Source organism: Priestia sp. ABM2_011 (assembly GCF_056158845.1).
Genome location: NZ_JBSWUB010000001.1, coordinates 3230470 through 3250614, shown reverse-complemented (window position 1 = coordinate 3250614; position 20145 = coordinate 3230470). Strand labels below are relative to the sequence as shown.

The following is a 20145-nucleotide window of genomic DNA, read 5'->3' as shown; positions in this document are numbered from 1 at the left end:
TAGCGTGCTAGCTGCTGCATGTTTGTTTTAAATAAAATTTAGGGGTTTGATAATAGGACCACCCTCTAAATTCTTGATAAGTCGATACAAAATAAATGTAAATCGGTGTATTTAGCAAGTCTGGATAATGTTGAAAAAACGCTTGGTCTCCGTAAAATATTGCTTCTAAAGCAAGCGGAAGCTCCCGGCGGAAAATGTGATAACGAAGCTGTGCTTGCTCGCGGCTGAACTCACCTCCGCTAACAAAAACTTCGCCTTGAATAACTGCTTGTCGATCTGTTACGTGAAGAGCAGCTAGTACTTCATCACGCATATTTTTATCTATCGCCTTGTTGTTATATGAGCATCCGATGCTTAAAAAAAGCTGACCGGTTGTATCAGAATGAGTAAGAGTATATTTTCTTCCAGAAACCGGATAGGAGGAAGTAGCAGGGGGAATGAGAGTCGTAGAGAGTTTTGAAGAATTAAACGAACTCATAGTCATTGACACTCCTTTTTTTGAATAAATTTCAATATTATACGGCGCTATGGGCTCAGATGTGATAAATGTCTACTTTCTTTCTGCAACAAAGGCGTTTTGATGTACTTTTTGAGAAATGAATGGTAATATTTAACTAAAATTATGCGTGTACAGTCCCCGAAGATTGTCTTCAAAAGCAAATGTGAATGGAGGTTATCACTTGAATATCACAACGTTTGACGGTAAGTATGGAAACTGGTTAACGACTAAAAACCCTCTTCAATTTCAAGCAGCGACTGCCTATGGGAACATTGGGCTGGCTCCTATCTATTGGGGAACAAAAGAAGAAAAAAATGGATGGTATTACATGTATCAGCCTGAAGAAATAACGGGCGTTCAAGTAGAAGGTGAAGTTGATGGTGGTAAATTTCTCATTCGAATTCCTGATGACTGGAATGGAAAGTTAGTTATGTCGGGAGTTCCAGCTACCAGAGATGAGAAATCAACGGATTTACTGTTCAGCGACTATGTGTTGGCAAAAGGGTTTGCGTTTGCTGCTTCTGATAAAGGGACACAGGGAGAAGAAGTGAGAGATGATCCATTTGCTAAAGCAAAAAACGCTCTAGTCAAAGAAGAAGACTCCATTAGAAAATGGCATATTCAATACCGAGAAGTGACAAAAATTGCTCAGAGATTTTTGTTTGAAAATTATCGTCACAAACTCCAGAAAGAAGTGACAGAATATTTTGATATAAAAACGTATGCTTTAGGTATTTCTAATGGGGGTTATGTTGTTCGCTATGCTTTAGAAAACGATGGGAAAAATGGAGAGCCTCAGCTTTTTAATGGAGGGGTTGAATGGGAAGGGGTTATGTGGCGAGCTGATCACGATAACTTGATCACTTCCCTAACACCTGTTGTAAATCATGCCGAAGAAGCACTGTATACGGTAGGTGAATCGCAAAAAGAAGCTTTGCACCGGTTGTATCAAGCAGGGTTGCCAAAAGGATCTGAGTTTTTATGGCCATATCATGACCAGTATTATTGGTTTTTAACACTTAATATATATAGAGATGAGTTTGACAGTCAAGCACCTGGAAGCATTCCGTGGCAAAAATACTTGACGCTTTTTGAAAACGGAGTTAGAGATCGTTCGTTAGATTCTATTTTTAAAAAGTATGATTATCAAGAAAGACCACAAGATGTTAAGCAAAAAGTTCGTGAAATTGAAAATACAGGTGATATTTCCGTTCCGTTGATAAGCATTACAGGGTCGTTAGATGCTCTTATTTTTCCGGATATTCATGCTTATCCTTATGAACAACTGGTAAAAGATTCTGGTAAGCAGCACCTTCATCGTCACTACGTAATTGAAAATGGAAACCATATTGATAGCTTAGTATGGAATCATCAAATTGATCCAGATCGAAAGCTTCAGCCTCTCCTTCCTTATGTGTATCAAGGATTTGAACTGCTATGTGATTGGGTGGAGAATTTTGAAGAACCTCCGAAAAATAAGAAAATAAGTGTGCCTCTCAAGGAAATGCATGTAAAGGATCTAAAAACAGAGGAAGACGTGCTGCCGTTGACTACAAAGAAAAGCATATCAACAAAAAAATAAATCGTCGAAAACCGTGCCGAAGGCGCGGTTTTTAATTTAGAAAAGCAACATTTGAATAAAAACAGCTTCTATGAATACAAAATATTATAGTGCGATAAGAATGGAATATACGTTATTTGTTATTTATTTTTATCTATTTAAAATAAAAATAATAAAAACATTGAACAAAACCGAACTTTTGTGTTAGATTAATAACTATAATTCGTACATTTATTAAATGGCTACAGTTGAAAGGAGCAAAAAACATCATGACAGCGAAAGTAATTAAAGGAAAAGAAGTAGCGCAAGAACTGCGCGCCGCATTAAAAGAAGAGGTAGCTCAATTAAAAACAAAAGGTATCGTTCCTGGTTTAACCGTAATTTTAGTAGGAGAAAATCCTGCTTCCCAATCATATGTAAAAGCAAAAGCAAAGGCTTGTGAAGAAATCGGTGTTGCGTCTGAAATTATCAAACGTGACGTAACGATTACGGAAGAAGAGCTTTTAAACGAAATCCATCACTTGAATGGAAATCCATCTGTTCATGGTATTCTTATTCAACTTCCATTACCAAAACATATTGATGAAAAAGCAGTATTAAATGCTGTATCTCCTAAAAAAGATGTAGATGGCTTCCACCCAGTAAGCGTAGGGAATATGGTCATTGGCGATGAGTGCTATTTACCATGTACACCACACGGTATCGTTGAGTTAATTAAACGTTCAGGTGAAGAAATTTCAGGTAAACATGCGGTAGTAATTGGACGAAGCAATATTGTTGGTAAACCAGTATCCATGCTGTTACTTCAAGAAAGTGCAACGGTAACAATTGCTCACTCTCGCACAAAAGATTTATCTGCTTTAACAAAACAAGCTGATATTCTTGTGTCAGCTGTAGGACAACCTAGACTTATCAAAGCAGATGATATTAAGCCGGGTGCCATTGTAATTGATGTAGGTAACACAATGGAAAATGGTAAACTCGTTGGTGATGTTGATTACGAAGCGGCTTTAGAAGTTGCAGGTTATATCACACCAGTACCAGGCGGCGTTGGTCCGATGACCATCACAATGCTATTAAAAAATACGGTAGACGCTGCTAAAACAATTAACAACGTAAAATAATAGAAAGTTAAAAATCCCGTGCGTATATGCACGGGATTTTTTTGCTTCAGTAATGGAATGAAAGCTAAAAGAATAGAATGTAACATTCTGTATAGAAAGAGGAGGAAGCGATGGTTACGTTACCTGCAACGGTATATTCTCAACAAATAGTGAAGAAAAAGTTAAACGTTTACTATCCAGCTGTTCATTTGACTAATCCAGCTGTTCAGCACAGCATTAACAGTCAAATATTGCAGCGTACGAATGAATTAATTCGTCAGCAGGGATATGGAGAAAATCCGGATACAGAAGAAACGGGTTATTATGAGTTGAAAACAAACGAGCGAAATGTGCTCAGCTTAACGCTTGTCAATTTTGCTTATTCCGGGGGAGCGCACGGATTGACCGTGGTAGTTCCGTTAACATTTAACGTGCTGAATGGAAAAACGTATCAACTAAAAGATTTATTTAAAAAAGACAGTAATTACGTGAGTGTTCTTTCTAAAATAGTAGGAGAGCAAATAAAAGAGCGCGATATTATGGTTCTTGGAGAATATAAAGGAATTAAACCAGATCAAGATTTTTATATCGCGGATAAATCACTTGTGCTATTTTATCAGCTGTATGACCTGGCTCCTTACGCATATGGAATTCCTTACTTTCCAATTTCTGTCTATGCTATTCAAGATATTATTGCAGATGAAAGTCCACTTGGACAAATGTTTGGATAAAGTTATAAAAAGTTGCGGTGCGGCCGTACGTATCTTTTTAATTCGGCCGCTAACTGCTGACGAAGCGAACGAACGCTAATCGCTTCAGCAATATCTTTTGCCACGGGAAATACCCCGATTTTAGTGATATGAACACGAAGATACCCCTCATACAAGCATCCTCGCTCCGCATGCTTGATTTTGGTGCGTACAACAGCTTCTATTTTATCGTTTTCATTTTGCAAAGGGTAAGAATCTGTAATATGAAAACGAAAAGAATATTCCTCCATCACCATCATCCTTTTTTCTATGATATGTACTAGCATACTATACAAATAGTGAATCAGAAAAAATAAATGTGTCAAAAGAACAAAGCGCAAAGCAATCAAGGAAGCAGTTTCTTGCATGTAATGATCATTATTTGTGAACGATAACAGAAAAAGACAAAAAGCTGGAGTTGTGATGATAAAAATAGCATTCAAAGGATTACTTATTATTTTATCTTTATATATTCTGTATGTGGTTATAACGGCGGTGGTTCTCTTTTATGTACCTTTAAAAACAGGTGAGGAAACGACCTCAATTAAACCGGCTAGCTTTTTTGGTCACAGTGAGTCTACGGATCGAGTGAGACTTCTTGAAGATGGTTATGAGGCAGGAAGAGTTCGTATTCAAATGATTCAAGAAGCTGAGAAATCGATTGATATTGCTTATTACTCAATAGGAAAAGGAGAGTCAACTGATTTAATTATGGCCGCTCTTTTTAAAGCAGCTGATCGAGGCGTCCATACTCGGGTTCTTTTGGATGGGATAGCTAACGGCTTACGGGGAAACCGAAGGGGCGTGCTCTATGCATTAGCTTCACATCCTAATATTGAAGTGAAGTATTACGAACCATTTCAATTGTTTAAACCTTGGGCGTGGCAAAATCGTATGCATGACAAAATAATGGTTGTAGACGGACAGCTAGGCATAATAGGAGGACGGAATATAGGGGACAAATATTTGGCTAAAAAGCCTCCTCCAGACTTCGTCTATGATCGTGATGTCTTTATTACAAACAGCAAACATAAACAAGATAGCGTCATCACTCAAATGCAAAATTATATAAATGAATTATGGGCTCATCCTTACACTAAAAAAGCTTTTCATCATCTCACACAGTACCAGGTCGATCAGGGAAAGAGGATGGAAGCTTTGCTGCTGCAGCAATATGATAAAGCTAAGCAAGTAGGAGAAACGTTTGCGACGCCTAAGATTAATTGGAATGATTCCACCGTTCCTACAAAGCGTGTTTCTTTTATTCATAATCCAATTGAACGCTTTAATAAACGACCTTTTATGTGGAAAACGTTTATTAACCTGGCAGAAGCAGCTAACGGCTCTGTTCTTATTCAAAGTCCTTATGTGGTGCCCACCAATGCGATGAGAAAGTATACAGCAATGAAAAAGAAGCCAGACGTTCAATGGACGCTACTCACAAATTCAGTTACATCTACGCCCAATGTGTTGGCTTTTTCCGGGTATATCAGTATGCGTGATATGATTATGAAGACAGGTGTAAAGCTTTACGAATACCAAGGACCTTATTCCATCCATGCCAAATCTGTGATTTATGATCAAAGACTTAGCGCCGTAGGCTCTTTCAATTTAGATTCCCGTTCTACGTTTTTGAATAATGAATCAATGGTCATTATCGATAGTCAAGAATTTGCAAAAGAGCTGACAAAGGCGATGGAAAACAAAATGGATAAAAGTATTCTTATTGCCAATCACAAGCGCTGGGTTAAACCTCCTGAAATCCAAAAGAAAGAAGAGCCTGTTATGAAGCGTACCTTACTGTATACCCTTGCAAAAGTAACGAGGTTTTTTAAGGAGTTTATTTAAACAACCGGCAGTAGAAAAAAAGTACTCAATGAACATTCATTGAGTACTTTTTGTTACATACTTTATAAATAAGCTCATACAACGATCACATCACGTAAATTATCCTCTTTTATTTATTGGGAGAATTAGGTAGTATAAACATAATAAACAAAAAGGAGGAAGGTACGTGGAAGCCGCTGTTTTAATTAAACCAGATGCAGCTTATAAAAAGGCTTATATGAGCTTTTATCATGAATGGAAAGCAAGCGGAGAAAAAATGATTCCGTGGGTCATTGCTAAAGATCCTGCTTACTTTGAAAAAATGGTTCAAGAGTTATTAGATGCAGAAAAAGGGATCGGATTAAAAAAAGGATTTGTACCCGATTCCACCTACTGGCTAATGCATCACGAAAGAGTAATAGGCGTAGTTAATATCCGCCATGAGCTAAGTGAAATACTTCGAAACAGCGGAGGACATATAGGGTATGGTATTCGGCCAAGTGAAAGACAAAAAGGATATGCCAAGCTGCTACTGAGGTTATCTCTTCAAGAGATTAAAAAGCTGGGAGTTCAACGGGCATTAGTTGTGTGTGATGATTGGAACACTGCTTCTCGTCGAACTATTCTGGCAAACGGTGGTATACAAGACGAGGATTATATAGAAGAGGACGGGGCTATTGTTCAACGCTTTTGGATTCATACGGATAAAATGGCATAAAAAAGAGATGAATTTTTTAATTCACCTCTTTTCTGCTTAGTCATATTGTTTTAAAGCTAACTTCAGCCGCATATAGGTATACATAGCGTATGCCTGTCTTCCTTTTAAACTGTAAGGATTTGCTTTGGAGCAAAGACACTCAAGAAATTGCTCATCACATGAGCGGCATGATCCGTAATCTTCATAGCATAAATCATGGTATTTACAGCAGCAGTCTACATCATTTACAGGACATCCCGGACCACTGCATCCGGGGCCACACCATTTATAGCCGGGGAAGAGGCAGGGCGTGGCTTTCCGTTTATTCGGAACAGACATAATCATACATCCTTTTCAATAGTCTCTTTACATTAAATGCAAAAAAGAGAAAAGAGAAAGGGACAAACACCTTGCAGCAGTAGCCTAATTTTCATGAATTTCTATTTAATCGATAAATGCGTCATTCATCCGCATTAATAGTTTGCCAAATAGCTCCTTTTCTTCACTTGACCATTTTTTTAACATACTATGATAGCGTTCAAGGCGCATTTGCTTATCAGTTTGCAGCATTTGTTTCCCGTGTGTTGTGATGTCAAATAGGCTGACTCGTCCATCCGAAGGATCAGAGGAGCGAGAAATAAGCTTTTTATTTTCTAAAGCAGCAGCCTGTCTAGAAAGAGTTGAAATGTCGAGTTTAAATGCTTCTGCCAGTTCTTTTACACGAGCTGGTCCAAATTCATCTAATTGCCGCAGCAATAAATAAGCTGATCTTTCTAGGTTTCCTATTTTATTTTCGGAATTATCAAGATAGACCGCTCGTCTAATAAAGGTAGTAAGTTCATATTCAATCAATTCAATTGAATTCTTTTCTTGCATTATAATCGCCCCTTACAAAATCATTCATTGACAAAGAAATATATACTTGTATAATACAAATGTATATATAGTTGTATAGTACAAGTAAAAGTAGGTAAAGTAAAGGTGTTTATATAGTTAAATGTTAGACAACATGACAAAATAAAGAGAGGAGGGCAGCTGTTCTTTATTTATAGGACAGTGACCTATAATGAAAGTGATACGAATCATTTTACAAATTGCGATTCTTTATGCTTTTTCTATGATTGGCGAAGCTGTTCACCATATGCTTCATCTACCTATTCCAGGCAGTATTATAGGCTTAATTTTAATGCTCATTTGCTTAACGTGCAAAGTTGTTCCCATCAAAATAATTGAAGACGGAGCAAGTTTCTTGTTATCTTTTTTACCGCTATTATTCATACCAGCTATGGCAGGTGTGATGAATTATCCTTCGCTTCTTTCAAGCAGCGGAGCGGTTTTATTTTTAATTATTGTGCTTAGTACGATTGTTACGATGGCCGCTGCAGGGACTGCCAGCCAACTTTTGGAAAAGAAAGCGAACAAACGAAAGGAGAAACAACAGTGCAAGAATTCTTTATCGCGGTCTTTATAATCGTAGCTACAGTTGCTTTGTATCTAGTCATGGCAAAAGTATACGTGCGGTTCTCCTATCCGATTCTTATTCCTGTTTTAACTACAACCATATTCGTTATTCTTCTTTTGCTTGCTTTTCATGTTTCCTATGATGAGTATATGATTGGAGGCAAATGGATTAATTCACTTCTAGGACCAGCGGTTGTTGCATTAGCGTATCCACTCTATAAACAGCGTGAGATGCTAGTAAAATACAGCGTTCCTATTATTGGAGGGGTATTTGTAGGGTTATTCGCAGGCATGATCAGCGGACTTGTGTTTGCTGAAGTATTTGGCGTTGATCGAAGCCTGATTTTATCCATTATTCCTAAGTCTATTACTACTCCTGTAGCGATTCAGATCGCCACAGGGCTAGGGGGCGTTCCATCGATGACCGTGGTATTTGTTATGATCGCAGGTTTTTCTGGAGTAATCCTTGGACCGCTACTTTTAAAATGGATTCGGATCAAGAGTTCTTTAGGAAAAGGAATTGCATTAGGCAGTGCTTCTCATGCGCTAGGAACTTCTAAAGCATTTGAATACGGTGAGCTAACGGTATCGATGAGTTCAGTATCAATGACGTTAAGCGCTGTATTAGGATCCGTTTTTGGGCCAATTGTTGTCTGGCTATTCCAAGTGTAAGGCGAGATAAAAGAAAGTGAATATAAAAAACGAGGCTGAGACAAAAGTATGTTAGTTAAAGTTGAACACGAACGATCTATTGAAAGGTGATGGATAGTTCGTGTTTTTTTATGCTCATCGTAAACGTAGATTTAATGTATGTACTGGCTTCTAACTGTTGATTTCGTTATGCCCCCATCTCGCTTTTTATATAAAAGCATAAATTTTTTCCGAAGCAAATTTTAAGTTGTGCGGCTCTTACTCTGGTACTATAATAAAAAGAAAGAAAATTCATAAAATAACCGCTTTTTTGTTATTTTTAGGAAGGCTAGTCAATTTTCGGATGGATAAGTAGGCTTAGTCAAGGTTGTATACGCAGTAAAAATAGCAGAAAAGAGGAGCTGAACGTATTTTATGAAAGAGGAGCTCGTGTATATAGGAAAAAAGATTCTTGAACATAAATATAGCTTGTCAGAAAAATTAGCCGAACGTTTAGATGCTACACATACACTAAGTCTAGAGGAATTGAAAGAAAAGAAAATTCTGAAGTGGCGAGTGTCAATTATGGAATACTTTGGGAGATCTCTATTTGAAGAACAGGAGGCTGTACTTAAACTTGTTAAAGAATGGGCACTTGATACGGGTAAATATGCAGTGGAAAAAAATATTCCTTTAGAAAAAGCACTAGGTATCCTTCCAATCTATCGCAGCGTTATTTGGGATGTATTTACAAGAGAACTAGAGGAGCATCAGTTTGCGGCAATTACCATGCTGCATGTCAGTGAACGAATTGATCCACTTTTAGATACGGTAACATGTGTTTTTGGTCAAATTTATGACGAGCATAATCGATATATGATGAATTTAGCTTATACGTCACTAGAAGAACTTTCAGTTCCACTCGTACCTGTCACAAAAGGGATTGCTATTATGCCGATTATTGGAGAAATTGATACCCACCGCTCACAAGTTATTATGGAAACCTGCTTGAAAAAAGGGACAAGCCTTCAATTATCTTATCTTATTTTAGATATTTCAGGTGTCGTGATTATTGATACAATGGTAGCAGACAATCTTTTTAAAATTCATCGATCGCTTAAATTGGTGGGAGTGGAAGCTATTATAACGGGGATACGACCGGAAATTGCCCAAACGGTAGTGAAACTAGGAATTGATTTTAATCAAATTAAAACAGAAGCAAATTTAGAAGCGGCGCTTTTAAAAATTGGGTTTACACGTCCTGAAGAGCATAGCCGCACGCATGTGTCATCGCGGCGCATAAAATGACCGGCCATAAATATGGATTTCAGCATGTAGAAAGTAAGTGCATAGTAAAAAAGCGGATGTTAATCAACATCCGCTTTTTTACTTAATAAATGCGATATGCCATGGCAGCACAAAAGCATAAACGAGGAAGTATACCGCTATTGAATAGATAAAAAACCAGCCGTTTAAATAAAACAAGGGCAAGAATAAATAAGCATAAACTAACGGTAATCGGAAACCACAAACCGTGTGCAGATAAGTCTAAATGCTGAATTGCTTGCTCCAACATTGTTCACCTCAAAAGGAAGAGTTAGTGTTCAAGTTAGCCTGTGTTATGGAAAGTATTCTATACATTTTCTACGCGTTACGCGTGTATTCTTCTCGCAAGATTGAATATAACTTTAAGTCTTGATGAGCTCCTTTAATAAACATGGCTTTTCGAATTGTTCCTTCATAAGACATACCGATTTTTTTCATCACTTTCTCAGAAGCGGCATTTTCAACAAAGCACCTCGCCTGAATGCGCACTAAATCCATTTCTTCAAATCCAAACGCAATTACTTTTTCAGCTGCTTCCGTAACAAATCCCTTATTCCAATATGCTTCAGAAATCGCATAGCCAATTTCCGCAATGCGATGAGTAGGGTTCCAAGTGACAAAGTCAATGGTGCCAATACATTTTTTCAGGGCTTTGATTTCCATAGCCCAAGGAGAAATGGATTGGTTGCTGTACTGCTTTAAAACGAAGGAAACAAACTCTTTTGTATCTTGAAGCTTTCGGTGCTTTTCCCAATTTACATATCTGCTTACCTTTTCATTTGAGGCATATTCAAACATGTCACGCACATCTTTTTTGGTAACTTTCCGCAAGCGGAGTCTTTCTGTTTCTAGTGTGGGTAAATTTCCGTATATATCTTTTACTTGAATCATAAAGTTGTCTCCTTTCTCAGCAAGAAGTGGATGAAGTGTTGATAAGAATGTTTCATAGAAGCTGCAGCATCCAAGAAAGACCCTTTTCATTTCATGTACTTGATTCTTTAATTGTAAAATATTTCATTGCTGAGCGTAAGAGGTCAAATAGCTTTTTAAAAAATAAAAACATTATTTTCACTGTTCATAATCAGTTCACATAAGCTTGTTAGACTAAAGTCAGAAATTACGAAGGAGTGAAATGAAACACATGAACAGTGAAGTGAAAGAAGAACGGACTTCAAACAAAAAAAGAATAGACTTATTTTTAGTTCCAATTGTTTTAATTGCAGCGTTTTTGAACTTATTTAAAATTTGGACAGATGAATACGCCAACGCTTATTACACGGCAGCTGTCAAAAGTATGCTTCAAAGTTTTCATAATTTCTTTTACGCATCTTTTGATCCAGGAGGCTATGTAACCATTGATAAGCCGCCGGTTGTGTTTTGGATTCAGACAATTAGCGCCAAAATATTTGGATTTCACGGGTGGAGCGTCATTTTACCGCAAGCATTAGCAGGCATCGGTTCAGTTCTTTTACTATACGTACTCGTGAAACGTACGTTTGGCGTATGGGCTGGGAGGTTTGCTGCTCTTGCGATGGCTCTGACGCCGATTGTGCCCGCGGTAAGCCGAACAAATAATATTGATAGTATGCTTGTGTTTACATTATTAGTAGCAACGTGGATGTTGTTTCGTGCTGTGCGTACAGCTAAATTTGGCTGGGTGTTAGCGGCTTTTGCGATGATTGGTGTTGCATTTAACATGAAAATGCTTCAAGCATACATGGTTTTACCAGCATTCTATGTTTTCTATGTAGTGGCAACCAAAATTACGTGGAAAAAGAAAATTGCTTTTTTAACAACAGCAACTGCACTGATGCTTGCTGTTTCTGTCTCATGGGCAGTTGTAGTAGATTCAACTTCGGCTGATAAGCGTCCTTATATGGGAAGCAGTCAAACAAATTCAGTTCTAGAGCTTGCTTTTGGATATAACGGTATCAATCGTTTAACTGGAAATACAAGCGTGACGGGAAGCAGTCATAAACAGCCTGCTCAAGCTCAGCAGCAAACAGCAAGCAGTGAAACAAAACAAACGAGTAATTCAAATGCTGAGTCTTCACAAAGCTCAAATCAAAGCAAGAGCAGCTCTTCTCAAAAGATGCAGGATCCAGATGGAGGAAATCAAAACGGAATGTTCAACACGGGGAACCCTGGTCCATTCCGACTGTTCCAAAAAGGGTTATCAGATCAAATCAGCTGGTTATTGCCATTTGTAATCTTTTCAATCGTGGGTCTATTTGCTGGAGTGAAATTTAAAGGACCTTACACGGCAAAACAAAAAGAAAGTTTATTTTGGTTAGCTTGGCTGCTGCCGGTAGCTGTTTTCTTTAGTATCGCAGGATTTTTCCATCAGTATTATTTAATTATGCTGGCACCTCCAATCGCAGCATTTGCAGGAGCGGGAGCAGTAGCTTTATGGAGTATGTACAAACAGCATAATGGCTGGAAATCATGGCTGCTGCCGAGTGGTATTTTAACAACAGCAGCGCTTCAAGTATATATCATGTCTCCTTATGTCAGCTCAATCGGCGTAGCGCCAATTGCAGGTGTAGGGGCACTGGGCGTCATTTTAGCTCTTGTTTTAGCTATTCGTAAAGAGCGTAAAAATTCTGTAACGAATTATTTAGGAGTAGCAGCAATGGTTGTCTTGCTTGCAATGCCGGCGTACTGGGCGATGACACCAATTATTTATGGTGGAAATAGCATGCTTCCAGCAGCAGGTCCTGATTCTTCAAGCGGTATGGGAGGACCTCCAAGCACAGCTACAAATAGCAAACAGTCTGGCTTTAACGGCATGCAGCCTCCAGGAAGCTCTGGCAGCAATTCATCTTCAAACAATCAAATGCAGCCGCCAAGCGGTTCATCGAACGGCGGTCAAATGCAAATGCCGGGCGGTTCGTCCAATAATGGTCAAATGCAGCCGCCAAGCGGATCGTCAAACAGCGGTCAAATGCCAGGAGGCTCGTCCAAAAATAATGGTCAAATGCAAATGCCAAGTAGCTCTTCAAGCAAATTATCATCTTCAAAACGAAAAAGTGGAGGGATGAACGCAGAAGTAAACACAAAGCTACTAAACTATTTAACAAAAAATAATACAGGCGAAAAATATTTATTTGCCACAACGGATTCAACTTCAGCTGCGCCTTACATTATCAAAACGGGCAAGCCAGTCATGGCAATGGGAGGATTTAGCGGTTCAGATCCAATTCTAACGGTGAGTAAATTAAAATCTATGATTAAAAAAGGTGAAGTGAAATATTTCTACCTGTCTGGAATGGGTAAGGGAGGCCAATCTGACGTTATCACGTGGATTAAAGAAAATAGTAAGGAGATCCCTTCTTCCAAATGGCAGTCTACTTCATCAAGTTCTCAGCAAGGACCATCTGGAAACGGAACATTATACGAAATAACGCTTAAATAAGGAGGACATGAACATGAGTTCAATTATTAAATATTCTATTGTTGTTCCTGTCTACAACGAAGAAGAAGTGATTCATGAAACCTATCGCCGTCTAACAGAAGTGATGCGTTCAACGAAAGAAGCTTACGAGCTTCTTTTCGTGAACGACGGCAGTAGAGACCGAACGGCAGAAATTATTAAAGAGTACAGTGAGCAAGACCCAGCGGTTGTTTTATTAGATTTTGCCCGTAACTTTGGTCATCAAATTGCTATTACAGCTGGTATGGATTATGCACGAGGAGAGGCGGTCGTTGTGATTGATGCTGATTTGCAAGACCCGCCCGAATTAATTTTAGAGATGATTGAAAAATGGAAGCAAGGATTTGACGTTGTATACGCTAAGCGTACAAAGCGAAAAGGAGAAACATATTTTAAAAAGCAAACAGCGGCTATGTTTTATCGTTTCTTACGTGCGATGACCGATATTGATATTCCGCTCGATACAGGGGATTTTCGTTTGCTAGATCGTAAAGTGTGCAATCAAATGAATAGCATTCAAGAAAAAAATCGCTTTGTTCGCGGATTAGTAAGCTGGGTTGGCTTTAAGCAAATAGCAGTAGAATATGAGCGAGACGAGCGTTTGGCCGGGGAGTCAAAATATCCTTTGAAAAAGATGCTGAAGCTTTCAATGGATGGCATTACGTCTTTCTCCTATAAACCGCTGAAGCTAGCTAGCTATGCTGGTGTAACGCTATCAGGTGTTGGTTTTATTTATCTTTTAGTGGTGCTGTATTTGAAGTTATTTACAGACAGCACCATCACAGGGTGGTCGTCATTAATTGTCATTCAGCTATTCTTTAGCGGCATCATTTTAATCATTCTTGGTATGATTGGAGAATATATTGGCCGCATCTACGATGAAACAAAAAATCGTCCACTCTATATCGTCCGTGAAAAGTATCAGCTTGAAACACGCAAGGAAGTATCACTTCGTGACTAACAAATGGATACCCTTGATTAAATTTGCGTTAGTAGGAGTGGTAAATACACTGATTGATTTTGCAGTATACGCACTTTTAACAACAATCGGTGTGAACTACATACTAGCGCAGTGGATTTCATACAGTGCGGGCATTTTAAACAGTTATGTCATGAATCGTAAATGGACGTTTGAGAAAAAAGAAAAAAGCAGTAAGCGTGAAGTGATTTCATTCGTGATCGTGAATTTAATCACTTTATCCCTAACATCTTTTCTGTTGACTGTTCTATATAATAAATGGGGTATACCACTGCTAATCAGTAAACTTTTAATTACAATCGTAAGTGTCGGTATCAATTTTATTGGCACCAAATTATTTGTATTTACTACTAAAAAAGAAAGAGGGATTCATATATGACGATAAAAAAAGCAGTTATTCCAGTAGGCGGTTTAGGAACTCGATTTTTGCCAGCGACAAAAGCGCAGCCCAAAGAAATGCTGCCAATTGTCGATAAGCCTGCTGTACAATACATTGTAGAAGAAGCTGTGAAATCAGGTATTGAAAGTATTATTTTTATTACAGGTCGAAATAAAAAATCAATTGAAGACCATTTTGATAAATCAATTGAACTAGAGCAAATGCTTGAAGAAAAGCACAAGTTCGAAATGTTAAAAGAAGTACAAACGATTTCATCAATGGCCAGTATTCACTATATTCGTCAAAAAGAGCCGTTAGGACTTGGTCATGCTATTCTTTGTGCTGAGCAATTTATTGGAGATGAGCCGTTTGCCGTTCTTCTTGGAGACGATATTATGACTTCTGAAGAACCTGCGCTCAAACAGATGATTCAAGCGTATGAAACGACTAATCAATCAGTTATTGGAGTTCAAAAAGTGGATGTGGAAGAAGTATCAAAATACGGCATTATTCAGCCGAGAAATAAATCTGGCAGCATTCATGAAGTGAATGACTTGATTGAAAAACCATCAATAGAACAAGCTCCGTCAACGATTGCCGTTATGGGCCGCTACATTTTAAACCCTTCTATTTTTTCTTATCTAAAAACGATTGAAAGAGGGGTAGGAAATGAATTACAATTAACAGATGCACTGCGCGTCGTATGTGAAAAAGAGCGATTGTTTGCTCTTGAACTTGAAGGGCAGCGCTTTGACATTGGAGATAAGGTAGGCTATATGAAAGCAATGGTAGAAGTGGGGTTAAAGCGTAAAGATTTACGTCAAACGTTTTTATCGTATTTGGAAGGAATTGTAGAAAAAGAACGAGCAAACAACTTCAGCTAATAAGAGTTAATCAGTTTGTTCATATTCAGTTCATATTTGAAGTATAAAATCATTGTATGATCTTATGTGGCTCTCTGTTTGGTATAAACAGAGAGCTTACTGTGCGTAAAAGCTGGACAAACTTAGGAATAGGGAGAGACATGTATGATTCAAATATTAGTTGCAGATGATGATCAACACATTCGAGAGCTGATATCATTATATTTAGAAAATCAAGGATTTAAAATTATAAAAGCAGCAGATGGTGAAGAAGCGTGGGCGAAAATGGAAGAGTTTCGAATTGATCTAGCGGTCGTTGATATCATGATGCCATTTAAAGACGGATGGGAACTAACAAAGGAAATTAAGGAGTATTTTGATATACCGGTTTTGATGGTAACAGCTAGAGGCGAATCGCATGATAAACTAAAAGGATTTGATATCGGAACAGACGACTATGTCGTGAAGCCTTTTGATCCTCAGGAAATGGTTGCTCGTGTAAAGGCCCTTTTACGCAGGTACCGAGTAGAAGCTAACAATGTAATTTATATGGGGAATATAAAATTGGACCGTACCAAATTAGAGATGAGTGCAGGAGAAACAAGCGAACAGCTGCCGTTAAAAGAGTTTGAATTACTGTTCACATTAGTTAGTTCTCCAGGAAAGATTTTTACTCGTGATCAGCTTATTCAATTAATTTGGGGATATGATTATGAAGGTGATGAGCGCACGGTAGACGTTCACATAAAACGTCTGCGAGAGAGGCTTAATCATATGAAAAACGTCGGTATGGAAATCAAAACAATTCGCGGACTAGGCTATAGAGCAGAAGGGTGTTAACGTGAAATCAATTTATGTAAAGCTGGTTCTATCGTTCATCATTACAATTTTATTGAGCGTTGTGATTACCGTTGTTGTCACGACATTTCTTAGCAAGCAGAAGCTCGAAATGCGATTAGGTCAGGATATGGTGAAGATGGGAGAAGATTTTATCGATTTGTACGGAGCAGAAGACTCCGATAAAGCTGCAAGGTTTTTATCTAATTCATCATTCATTCATTTTTCGTTTATTATTATTGATGATCAGCATAAAGAGAAAGTATTAGGACAGCCGGGGCCGCCTATTCCAATTACACCGAAAGAAGTAGATCAAGTATTAGGTGGGAAGCGTTATTCTAATTTAAACGAGGAAAAAGGTGATCGTCCACAGCCAAACGTAGTGGGTCTCCCTTTTAAAGAAAATGGACGGTCGTATGCTCTATTTATTCAGTCTCATCCACAGCGGCAATTTTCAGTTATTCAAGATGTTCAAAATATCCAGCTTATTACGATTTTATTAGTAGGTATTGTATTGTTTGCATATGTTTCAACGATTATTATTAAACCGATTAAGCGTCTCAGTACAGCGATGAAAGTTGTCGGACAAGGCGAATACAATGTGCAAGTCGAGCACGCAGCGAATGATGAAATTGGTCTGTTAACTAAAAACTTTAATCAAATGACTAAAGAATTAAACAAAATAGAAACGATGAGGCAAGAGTTTATTGCTAGCGTTTCCCATGAAATTCAATCACCGCTGACCTCTATTCGCGGTTTTTCAGCGGCACTTAAAGATGATATCGTCAGTGAAGATAAAAAGATACAATATTTAACGATTATCGAAAAAGAAAGTACAAGACTATCTCAGCTTAGTTCCAATTTGTTAAAGCTTGCTTCTCTTGACTCTGAACATCAAACGCTAATGCTGCAGCAATACCGGTTAGATGAACAAATCAGGCATGTGGTCATGGCTTTAGAACCTCAGTGGATAAAAAAGAATATAGAAATTGACCTTGATTTATCCAATGTTCAAATAGAAGCAGATAAAGATTTGTTAGAGCAAGTTTGGCTAAATTTAGTAACAAATGCTGTTAAATATACGCCTGAAAATGGATTTGTGAAAATATCCATTCATCAAAAAAACGAAGAAATAGACGTGAAAATAAAGGATAATGGAATTGGTATTATCGAAGAAGATCAAAAATATATTTTTGAAAGCTTTTATAAAGTAGATAAATCCAGAACGTTAAAAGGAAGCGGCCTCGGTCTAGCTATTACAAAAAAAATTGTGCGACTGCATGAGGGCGCAATACGTGTTGAAAGCAAAAAAGAACAAGGAAGCATCTTTACGGTAACTTTGCCTATCCAAAAAAATAGGAATAAAAAAGACTCGTCTGTGTAAGTTCATGCAGATGAGTCTTTTTTATTAGGTCAAAGATATAAAAAAAATTAATAATATCTATTTATTTTTTTAATCCCTACTTGACATATAGGTAAAGTGTAAATAATATAGATAGTATAAATCTTTTGAAAAAATTGGGATGCTAAAGAAGCTGATCGGTCAACCGAAGGCTCATACTTGTTCGCTACTGGTGTGGGCCTTTTCTGTACATTGGTTGTGGTCATTAAAATCTCAATCTTCAACTGAACATATGGGGAGGATTACGATGTATTTATCTTCTGCACATTATACAAGTACTTATAGATGTTGTTCGCTTTGTTTATTCAACTGCAACTAAAATATAAATTTATCTATGGATAGGAGAATGATAAAATGGCTTCAATTACACAAGAAAAATTAGATTATATTGTTAAATTACTAACTGAAATCAACTATGGGTCTGTACTAATTACTCTTCACGACGGACAAATTACTCAAGTGGACAGCACGGAAAAAAACCGCTTTTTAGCTAAAAGCAAAGTAGCAAGCCACAAATAAGCCTATTTCAATACGTATTTAGAGAAACTGAAGGGCCTGTCTAGATAGCGAACGCTTGACGGCGGGGCAAGCAAGTACTGTATTAAATATAGAAAACGTGCGCATTCGAAGAAGAATTGACTTTCTTTTCGGTTGAAGATTTAGAATTTTTCGAATTAAAATTGAGTTATAGGTTGTATGAGTATGACGATGAAAAGTGTAAAGCTGCTAAAGCAGCAGCTTTATACGTTTTAAAATTATGAAGATCTGACAGTTTCATTCCTGTGCTGATCGGATTACCGAAGGCTTCTGACCTGTGTTAGGAGTCTTTTTTTTATTCTTAAATTAATATAATAGGAGGAGAAAAGATGGAAAATTTATTACGAGCAGCGGTGCGCCAAAGAAAACAATACCTCATTGAAGAGTTACTGAAAAAAGGGATTTATAAAAAAGAAAATCATCATCTTTTTGAACTCACACTCTCTGACTTAGAAAAAGAGTATCAGGCACGCAGTAAGTAAGGAAAATACGTAAAAAGAACTAAAATAAGTGTAAAAAAGATTCAAAACCTAGTTGACTAATGGGTAAAGTGTGTTTATTATAAAAACAAGAATAAATTGTCTTTTCAGAAAGTATCTTCTTTTTATTCTTACGAATAAATTTAATAAGAATAATTTAAGAGCATATACGCTGATCAGACTAACTGAAGGCTGCTTCTCTTTTTTAAGAGATAGCGGCCTTTTTGTATTTTTTTATAAAAAGGGGAGTAAAACATGAAGAAAAAAGCAGTTCAGTTTTTAATGGTGCTGACAGCACTGCTCGTGGTGCTAGCAGGTTGCGGCAATGGAAAATCTACTGAAACAGCAGGGAAAGATAGTTCTGCGAGTAAAAACGATTCAAAAAAACCAGTAGAACTTTTAAACGTTTCATATGATCCTACACGTGAGCTTTATCAGGAGTTCAATAAGAGCTTTGCGTCTTATTGGAAAGATAAAACAGGGCAAGACGTCACTATTCAGCAATCACACGGTGGCTCTGGTAAGCAAGGCCGAGCAGTTATTGACGGTTTAGAAGCGGATGTAGTAACGCTGGCGCTTGCTTACGATATTGATGAAATCGCTCAAACTCGTCAATTATTAAACAAAGACTGGGAAAAAGAATTGGCTCATAATTCTACACCATACACATCAACGATTGTTTTTTTAGTTCGTAAAGGAAATCCAAAAGGAATTAAAGATTGGGATGATTTAACGAAAAAAGGTACATCTGTTATTACGCCAAATCCAAAAACTTCTGGAGGCGCGCGCTGGAATTATTTAGCTGCATGGGCATATGCGAAGGATAAATATAACGGCGATAACAAAAAGATTGAAGACTTCATGAGTAAGCTTTATGGAAATGTCGAAGTGTTAGACTCAGGCGCACGCGGAGCTACCACTACCTTTGTAGAGCGAGGCATTGGAGACGTGTTAATTGCATGGGAAAACGAAGCTTACTTATCGTTAAATGAGCTAGGAAAAGATAAATTTGAAATTGTAACACCGTCATTAAGTATTTTAGCAGAGCCACCTGTTGCTGTAGTAGATAAAGTAGCTGAAAAGAAAGGCACGACAAAGGTAGCAAAAGCATACTTAAAATACCTATATACAGAAAAAGGTCAGGAAATCGCAGCGGAAAACTACTATCGTCCTCGAAATAAAAAAGTATTAGAGAAACACAAAGATCAATTCCCTTCGCTTAACCTAGTCACTATTAAAGATTTTGGCGGCTGGAAAAAAGCTCAAGAAACGCATTTTAATGATGGGGGAACATTCGATCAGATTTATCAGCCAAAGTAATATGATTCATTAAAAAAGTAGAACGAGGAAGATACGAATGGTGATTCGTATCTTCCGTGTACA

At 37.7% G+C, this 20145-nt stretch carries 22 protein-coding genes; 17 read left to right on the top strand and 5 right to left on the bottom strand.

The genetic code is table 11. The features are described 5' to 3' along the window. Positions 1-7: 7 nt before the first annotated feature. A complete protein-coding gene (locus tag ACXAE4_RS17490; protein WP_028413560.1) occupies positions 8-478 on the bottom strand; it encodes a staygreen family protein in 471 nt (156 codons plus the stop codon). Between the two features lie 202 nt (positions 479-680). Here ACXAE4_RS17490 and ACXAE4_RS17485 point away from each other — a divergent pair, with 202 nt between their 5' ends. The 3 genes from ACXAE4_RS17485 to ACXAE4_RS17475 all read left to right on the top strand — a co-directional run bounded on the left by ACXAE4_RS17485 (position 681) and on the right by ACXAE4_RS17475 (position 3894). Further along, positions 681-2081: a tannase/feruloyl esterase family alpha/beta hydrolase gene (locus ACXAE4_RS17485; RefSeq protein ID WP_034265692.1), complete on the top strand. Its 1401-nt coding sequence runs from the start codon at positions 681-683 to the stop codon at positions 2079-2081. Positions 2082-2329: 248 nt separating this feature from the next. Further along, a complete protein-coding gene (gene folD / locus ACXAE4_RS17480; RefSeq protein WP_028408722.1) occupies positions 2330-3184 on the top strand; it encodes a bifunctional methylenetetrahydrofolate dehydrogenase/methenyltetrahydrofolate cyclohydrolase FolD in 855 nt (284 codons plus the stop codon). 110 nt (positions 3185-3294) lie between these two features. Next, a complete protein-coding gene (locus tag ACXAE4_RS17475; protein WP_475236504.1) occupies positions 3295-3894 on the top strand; it encodes a DUF3298 and DUF4163 domain-containing protein in 600 nt (199 codons plus the stop codon). A gap of 2 nt (positions 3895-3896) precedes the next feature. On the opposite strand, the gene ACXAE4_RS17470 is transcribed toward ACXAE4_RS17475, so the two are convergent. Continuing rightward, positions 3897-4163 carry a hypothetical protein gene (locus ACXAE4_RS17470; RefSeq protein ID WP_014460351.1) on the bottom strand — a complete coding sequence of 89 codons (267 nt, stop codon included), beginning with the start codon at positions 4161-4163 and terminating at the stop codon, positions 3897-3899. 172 nt (positions 4164-4335) lie between these two features. Here ACXAE4_RS17470 and ACXAE4_RS17465 point away from each other — a divergent pair, with 172 nt between their 5' ends. Both ACXAE4_RS17465 and ACXAE4_RS17460 read left to right on the top strand, forming a co-directional pair. After that, positions 4336-5760 carry a phospholipase D-like domain-containing protein gene (locus ACXAE4_RS17465; protein WP_289578892.1) on the top strand — a complete coding sequence of 475 codons (1425 nt, stop codon included), beginning with the start codon at positions 4336-4338 and terminating at the stop codon, positions 5758-5760. 217 nt (positions 5761-5977) lie between these two features. Then, the gene (locus ACXAE4_RS17460; protein ID WP_048021498.1) at positions 5978-6457 is read left to right on the top strand and encodes a GNAT family N-acetyltransferase; all 480 of its coding nucleotides are present in this window, start codon (positions 5978-5980) and stop codon (positions 6455-6457) included. Positions 6458-6493: 36 nt separating this feature from the next. On the opposite strand, the gene ACXAE4_RS17455 is transcribed toward ACXAE4_RS17460, so the two are convergent. Then, a complete protein-coding gene (locus ACXAE4_RS17455; RefSeq protein WP_080754416.1) occupies positions 6494-6775 on the bottom strand; it encodes a hypothetical protein in 282 nt (93 codons plus the stop codon). A 105-nt stretch (positions 6776-6880) separates the two neighbouring features. Continuing rightward, positions 6881-7312, bottom strand: coding sequence for a MarR family winged helix-turn-helix transcriptional regulator (locus tag ACXAE4_RS17450; protein ID WP_048021189.1), 432 nt, complete (start codon positions 7310-7312; stop codon positions 6881-6883). Between the two features lie 190 nt (positions 7313-7502). On the opposite strand from ACXAE4_RS17450, the gene ACXAE4_RS17445 reads away from it, so the two are divergent. From ACXAE4_RS17445 to ACXAE4_RS17435, 3 genes are all read left to right on the top strand, one after another. Continuing rightward, positions 7503-7907: a CidA/LrgA family holin-like protein gene (locus ACXAE4_RS17445; protein WP_033578834.1), complete on the top strand. Its 405-nt coding sequence runs from the start codon at positions 7503-7505 to the stop codon at positions 7905-7907. Further along, a complete protein-coding gene (locus tag ACXAE4_RS17440) occupies positions 7877-8569 on the top strand; it encodes an LrgB family protein (protein ID WP_028413552.1) in 693 nt (230 codons plus the stop codon). The genes ACXAE4_RS17445 and ACXAE4_RS17440 overlap by 31 nt, the downstream gene beginning before the upstream one ends. A gap of 393 nt (positions 8570-8962) precedes the next feature. After that, the gene (locus ACXAE4_RS17435; RefSeq protein WP_028413551.1) at positions 8963-9835 is read left to right on the top strand and encodes an STAS domain-containing protein; all 873 of its coding nucleotides are present in this window, start codon (positions 8963-8965) and stop codon (positions 9833-9835) included. Positions 9836-10171: 336 nt separating this feature from the next. Here the strand turns inward: ACXAE4_RS17435 and ACXAE4_RS17430 are convergent, their stop codons facing one another. Beyond that, the gene (locus ACXAE4_RS17430) at positions 10172-10744 is read right to left on the bottom strand and encodes a GNAT family N-acetyltransferase (RefSeq protein WP_014460341.1); all 573 of its coding nucleotides are present in this window, start codon (positions 10742-10744) and stop codon (positions 10172-10174) included. A 241-nt stretch (positions 10745-10985) separates the two neighbouring features. Here ACXAE4_RS17430 and ACXAE4_RS17425 point away from each other — a divergent pair, with 241 nt between their 5' ends. From ACXAE4_RS17425 to ACXAE4_RS17385, 9 genes are all read left to right on the top strand, one after another. Next, on the top strand, positions 10986-13268 hold the full coding sequence (locus ACXAE4_RS17425; protein ID WP_475236500.1) for an ArnT family glycosyltransferase: 2283 nt from the start codon (positions 10986-10988) through the stop codon (positions 13266-13268). A 13-nt stretch (positions 13269-13281) separates the two neighbouring features. Then, positions 13282-14247 (top strand): glycosyltransferase family 2 protein, encoded by a 966-nt coding sequence (locus ACXAE4_RS17420; protein WP_033578836.1) that lies wholly within the window; start codon positions 13282-13284, stop codon positions 14245-14247. Then, a complete protein-coding gene (locus tag ACXAE4_RS17415) occupies positions 14240-14644 on the top strand; it encodes a GtrA family protein (RefSeq protein WP_071275019.1) in 405 nt (134 codons plus the stop codon). Before ACXAE4_RS17420 ends, ACXAE4_RS17415 begins: the two co-directional genes overlap by 8 nt. After that, complete coding sequence (gene galU, locus ACXAE4_RS17410) at positions 14641-15528, top strand: UTP--glucose-1-phosphate uridylyltransferase GalU (RefSeq protein ID WP_028413546.1); 888 nt, start codon at positions 14641-14643, stop codon at positions 15526-15528. The genes ACXAE4_RS17415 and galU overlap by 4 nt, the downstream gene beginning before the upstream one ends. A 144-nt stretch (positions 15529-15672) precedes the next feature. Beyond that, positions 15673-16347 (top strand): response regulator transcription factor, encoded by a 675-nt coding sequence (locus tag ACXAE4_RS17405; protein ID WP_013056822.1) that lies wholly within the window; start codon positions 15673-15675, stop codon positions 16345-16347. Between the two features lies 1 nt (position 16348). Then, the gene (locus tag ACXAE4_RS17400) at positions 16349-17728 is read left to right on the top strand and encodes a sensor histidine kinase (protein ID WP_028413545.1); all 1380 of its coding nucleotides are present in this window, start codon (positions 16349-16351) and stop codon (positions 17726-17728) included. A gap of 372 nt (positions 17729-18100) precedes the next feature. Further along, positions 18101-18265 carry a YezD family protein gene (locus tag ACXAE4_RS17395; RefSeq protein ID WP_013056824.1) on the top strand — a complete coding sequence of 55 codons (165 nt, stop codon included), beginning with the start codon at positions 18101-18103 and terminating at the stop codon, positions 18263-18265. A gap of 347 nt (positions 18266-18612) precedes the next feature. Beyond that, on the top strand, positions 18613-18765 hold the full coding sequence (locus ACXAE4_RS17390) for a Fur-regulated basic protein FbpA (protein WP_013056825.1): 153 nt from the start codon (positions 18613-18615) through the stop codon (positions 18763-18765). Positions 18766-19017: 252 nt separating this feature from the next. Then, on the top strand, positions 19018-20082 hold the full coding sequence (locus ACXAE4_RS17385) for a sulfate ABC transporter substrate-binding protein (protein WP_028413544.1): 1065 nt from the start codon (positions 19018-19020) through the stop codon (positions 20080-20082). Positions 20083-20145: the final 63 nt, after the last annotated feature.

Excerpts from the sequence above, each read along its gene's own strand:
- ACXAE4_RS17490 (WP_028413560.1), bottom strand. The coding sequence starts at position 478 with ATGAGTTCGTTTAATTCTTCAAAACTCTCTACGACTCTCATTCCCCCT.
- folD (WP_028408722.1), top strand. The coding sequence starts at position 2,330 with ATGACAGCGAAAGTAATTAAAGGAAAAGAAGTAGCGCAAGAACTGCGC.
- ACXAE4_RS17475 (WP_475236504.1), top strand. The coding sequence starts at position 3,295 with ATGGTTACGTTACCTGCAACGGTATATTCTCAACAAATAGTGAAGAAA.
- ACXAE4_RS17470 (WP_014460351.1), bottom strand. The coding sequence starts at position 4,163 with ATGGAGGAATATTCTTTTCGTTTTCATATTACAGATTCTTACCCTTTG.
- ACXAE4_RS17465 (WP_289578892.1), top strand. The coding sequence starts at position 4,336 with ATGATAAAAATAGCATTCAAAGGATTACTTATTATTTTATCTTTATAT.
- ACXAE4_RS17460 (WP_048021498.1), top strand. The coding sequence starts at position 5,978 with ATGAGCTTTTATCATGAATGGAAAGCAAGCGGAGAAAAAATGATTCCG.
- ACXAE4_RS17455 (WP_080754416.1), bottom strand. The coding sequence starts at position 6,775 with ATGTCTGTTCCGAATAAACGGAAAGCCACGCCCTGCCTCTTCCCCGGC.
- ACXAE4_RS17450 (WP_048021189.1), bottom strand. The coding sequence starts at position 7,312 with ATGCAAGAAAAGAATTCAATTGAATTGATTGAATATGAACTTACTACC.
- ACXAE4_RS17445 (WP_033578834.1), top strand. The coding sequence starts at position 7,503 with ATGAAAGTGATACGAATCATTTTACAAATTGCGATTCTTTATGCTTTT.
- ACXAE4_RS17435 (WP_028413551.1), top strand. The coding sequence starts at position 8,963 with ATGAAAGAGGAGCTCGTGTATATAGGAAAAAAGATTCTTGAACATAAA.
- ACXAE4_RS17430 (WP_014460341.1), bottom strand. The coding sequence starts at position 10,744 with ATGATTCAAGTAAAAGATATATACGGAAATTTACCCACACTAGAAACA.
- ACXAE4_RS17425 (WP_475236500.1), top strand. The coding sequence starts at position 10,986 with ATGAAACACATGAACAGTGAAGTGAAAGAAGAACGGACTTCAAACAAA.
- ACXAE4_RS17420 (WP_033578836.1), top strand. The coding sequence starts at position 13,282 with ATGAGTTCAATTATTAAATATTCTATTGTTGTTCCTGTCTACAACGAA.
- galU (WP_028413546.1), top strand. The coding sequence starts at position 14,641 with ATGACGATAAAAAAAGCAGTTATTCCAGTAGGCGGTTTAGGAACTCGA.
- ACXAE4_RS17405 (WP_013056822.1), top strand. The coding sequence starts at position 15,673 with ATGATTCAAATATTAGTTGCAGATGATGATCAACACATTCGAGAGCTG.
- ACXAE4_RS17395 (WP_013056824.1), top strand. The coding sequence starts at position 18,101 with ATGGCTTCAATTACACAAGAAAAATTAGATTATATTGTTAAATTACTA.
- ACXAE4_RS17390 (WP_013056825.1), top strand. The coding sequence starts at position 18,613 with ATGGAAAATTTATTACGAGCAGCGGTGCGCCAAAGAAAACAATACCTC.
- ACXAE4_RS17385 (WP_028413544.1), top strand. The coding sequence starts at position 19,018 with ATGAAGAAAAAAGCAGTTCAGTTTTTAATGGTGCTGACAGCACTGCTC.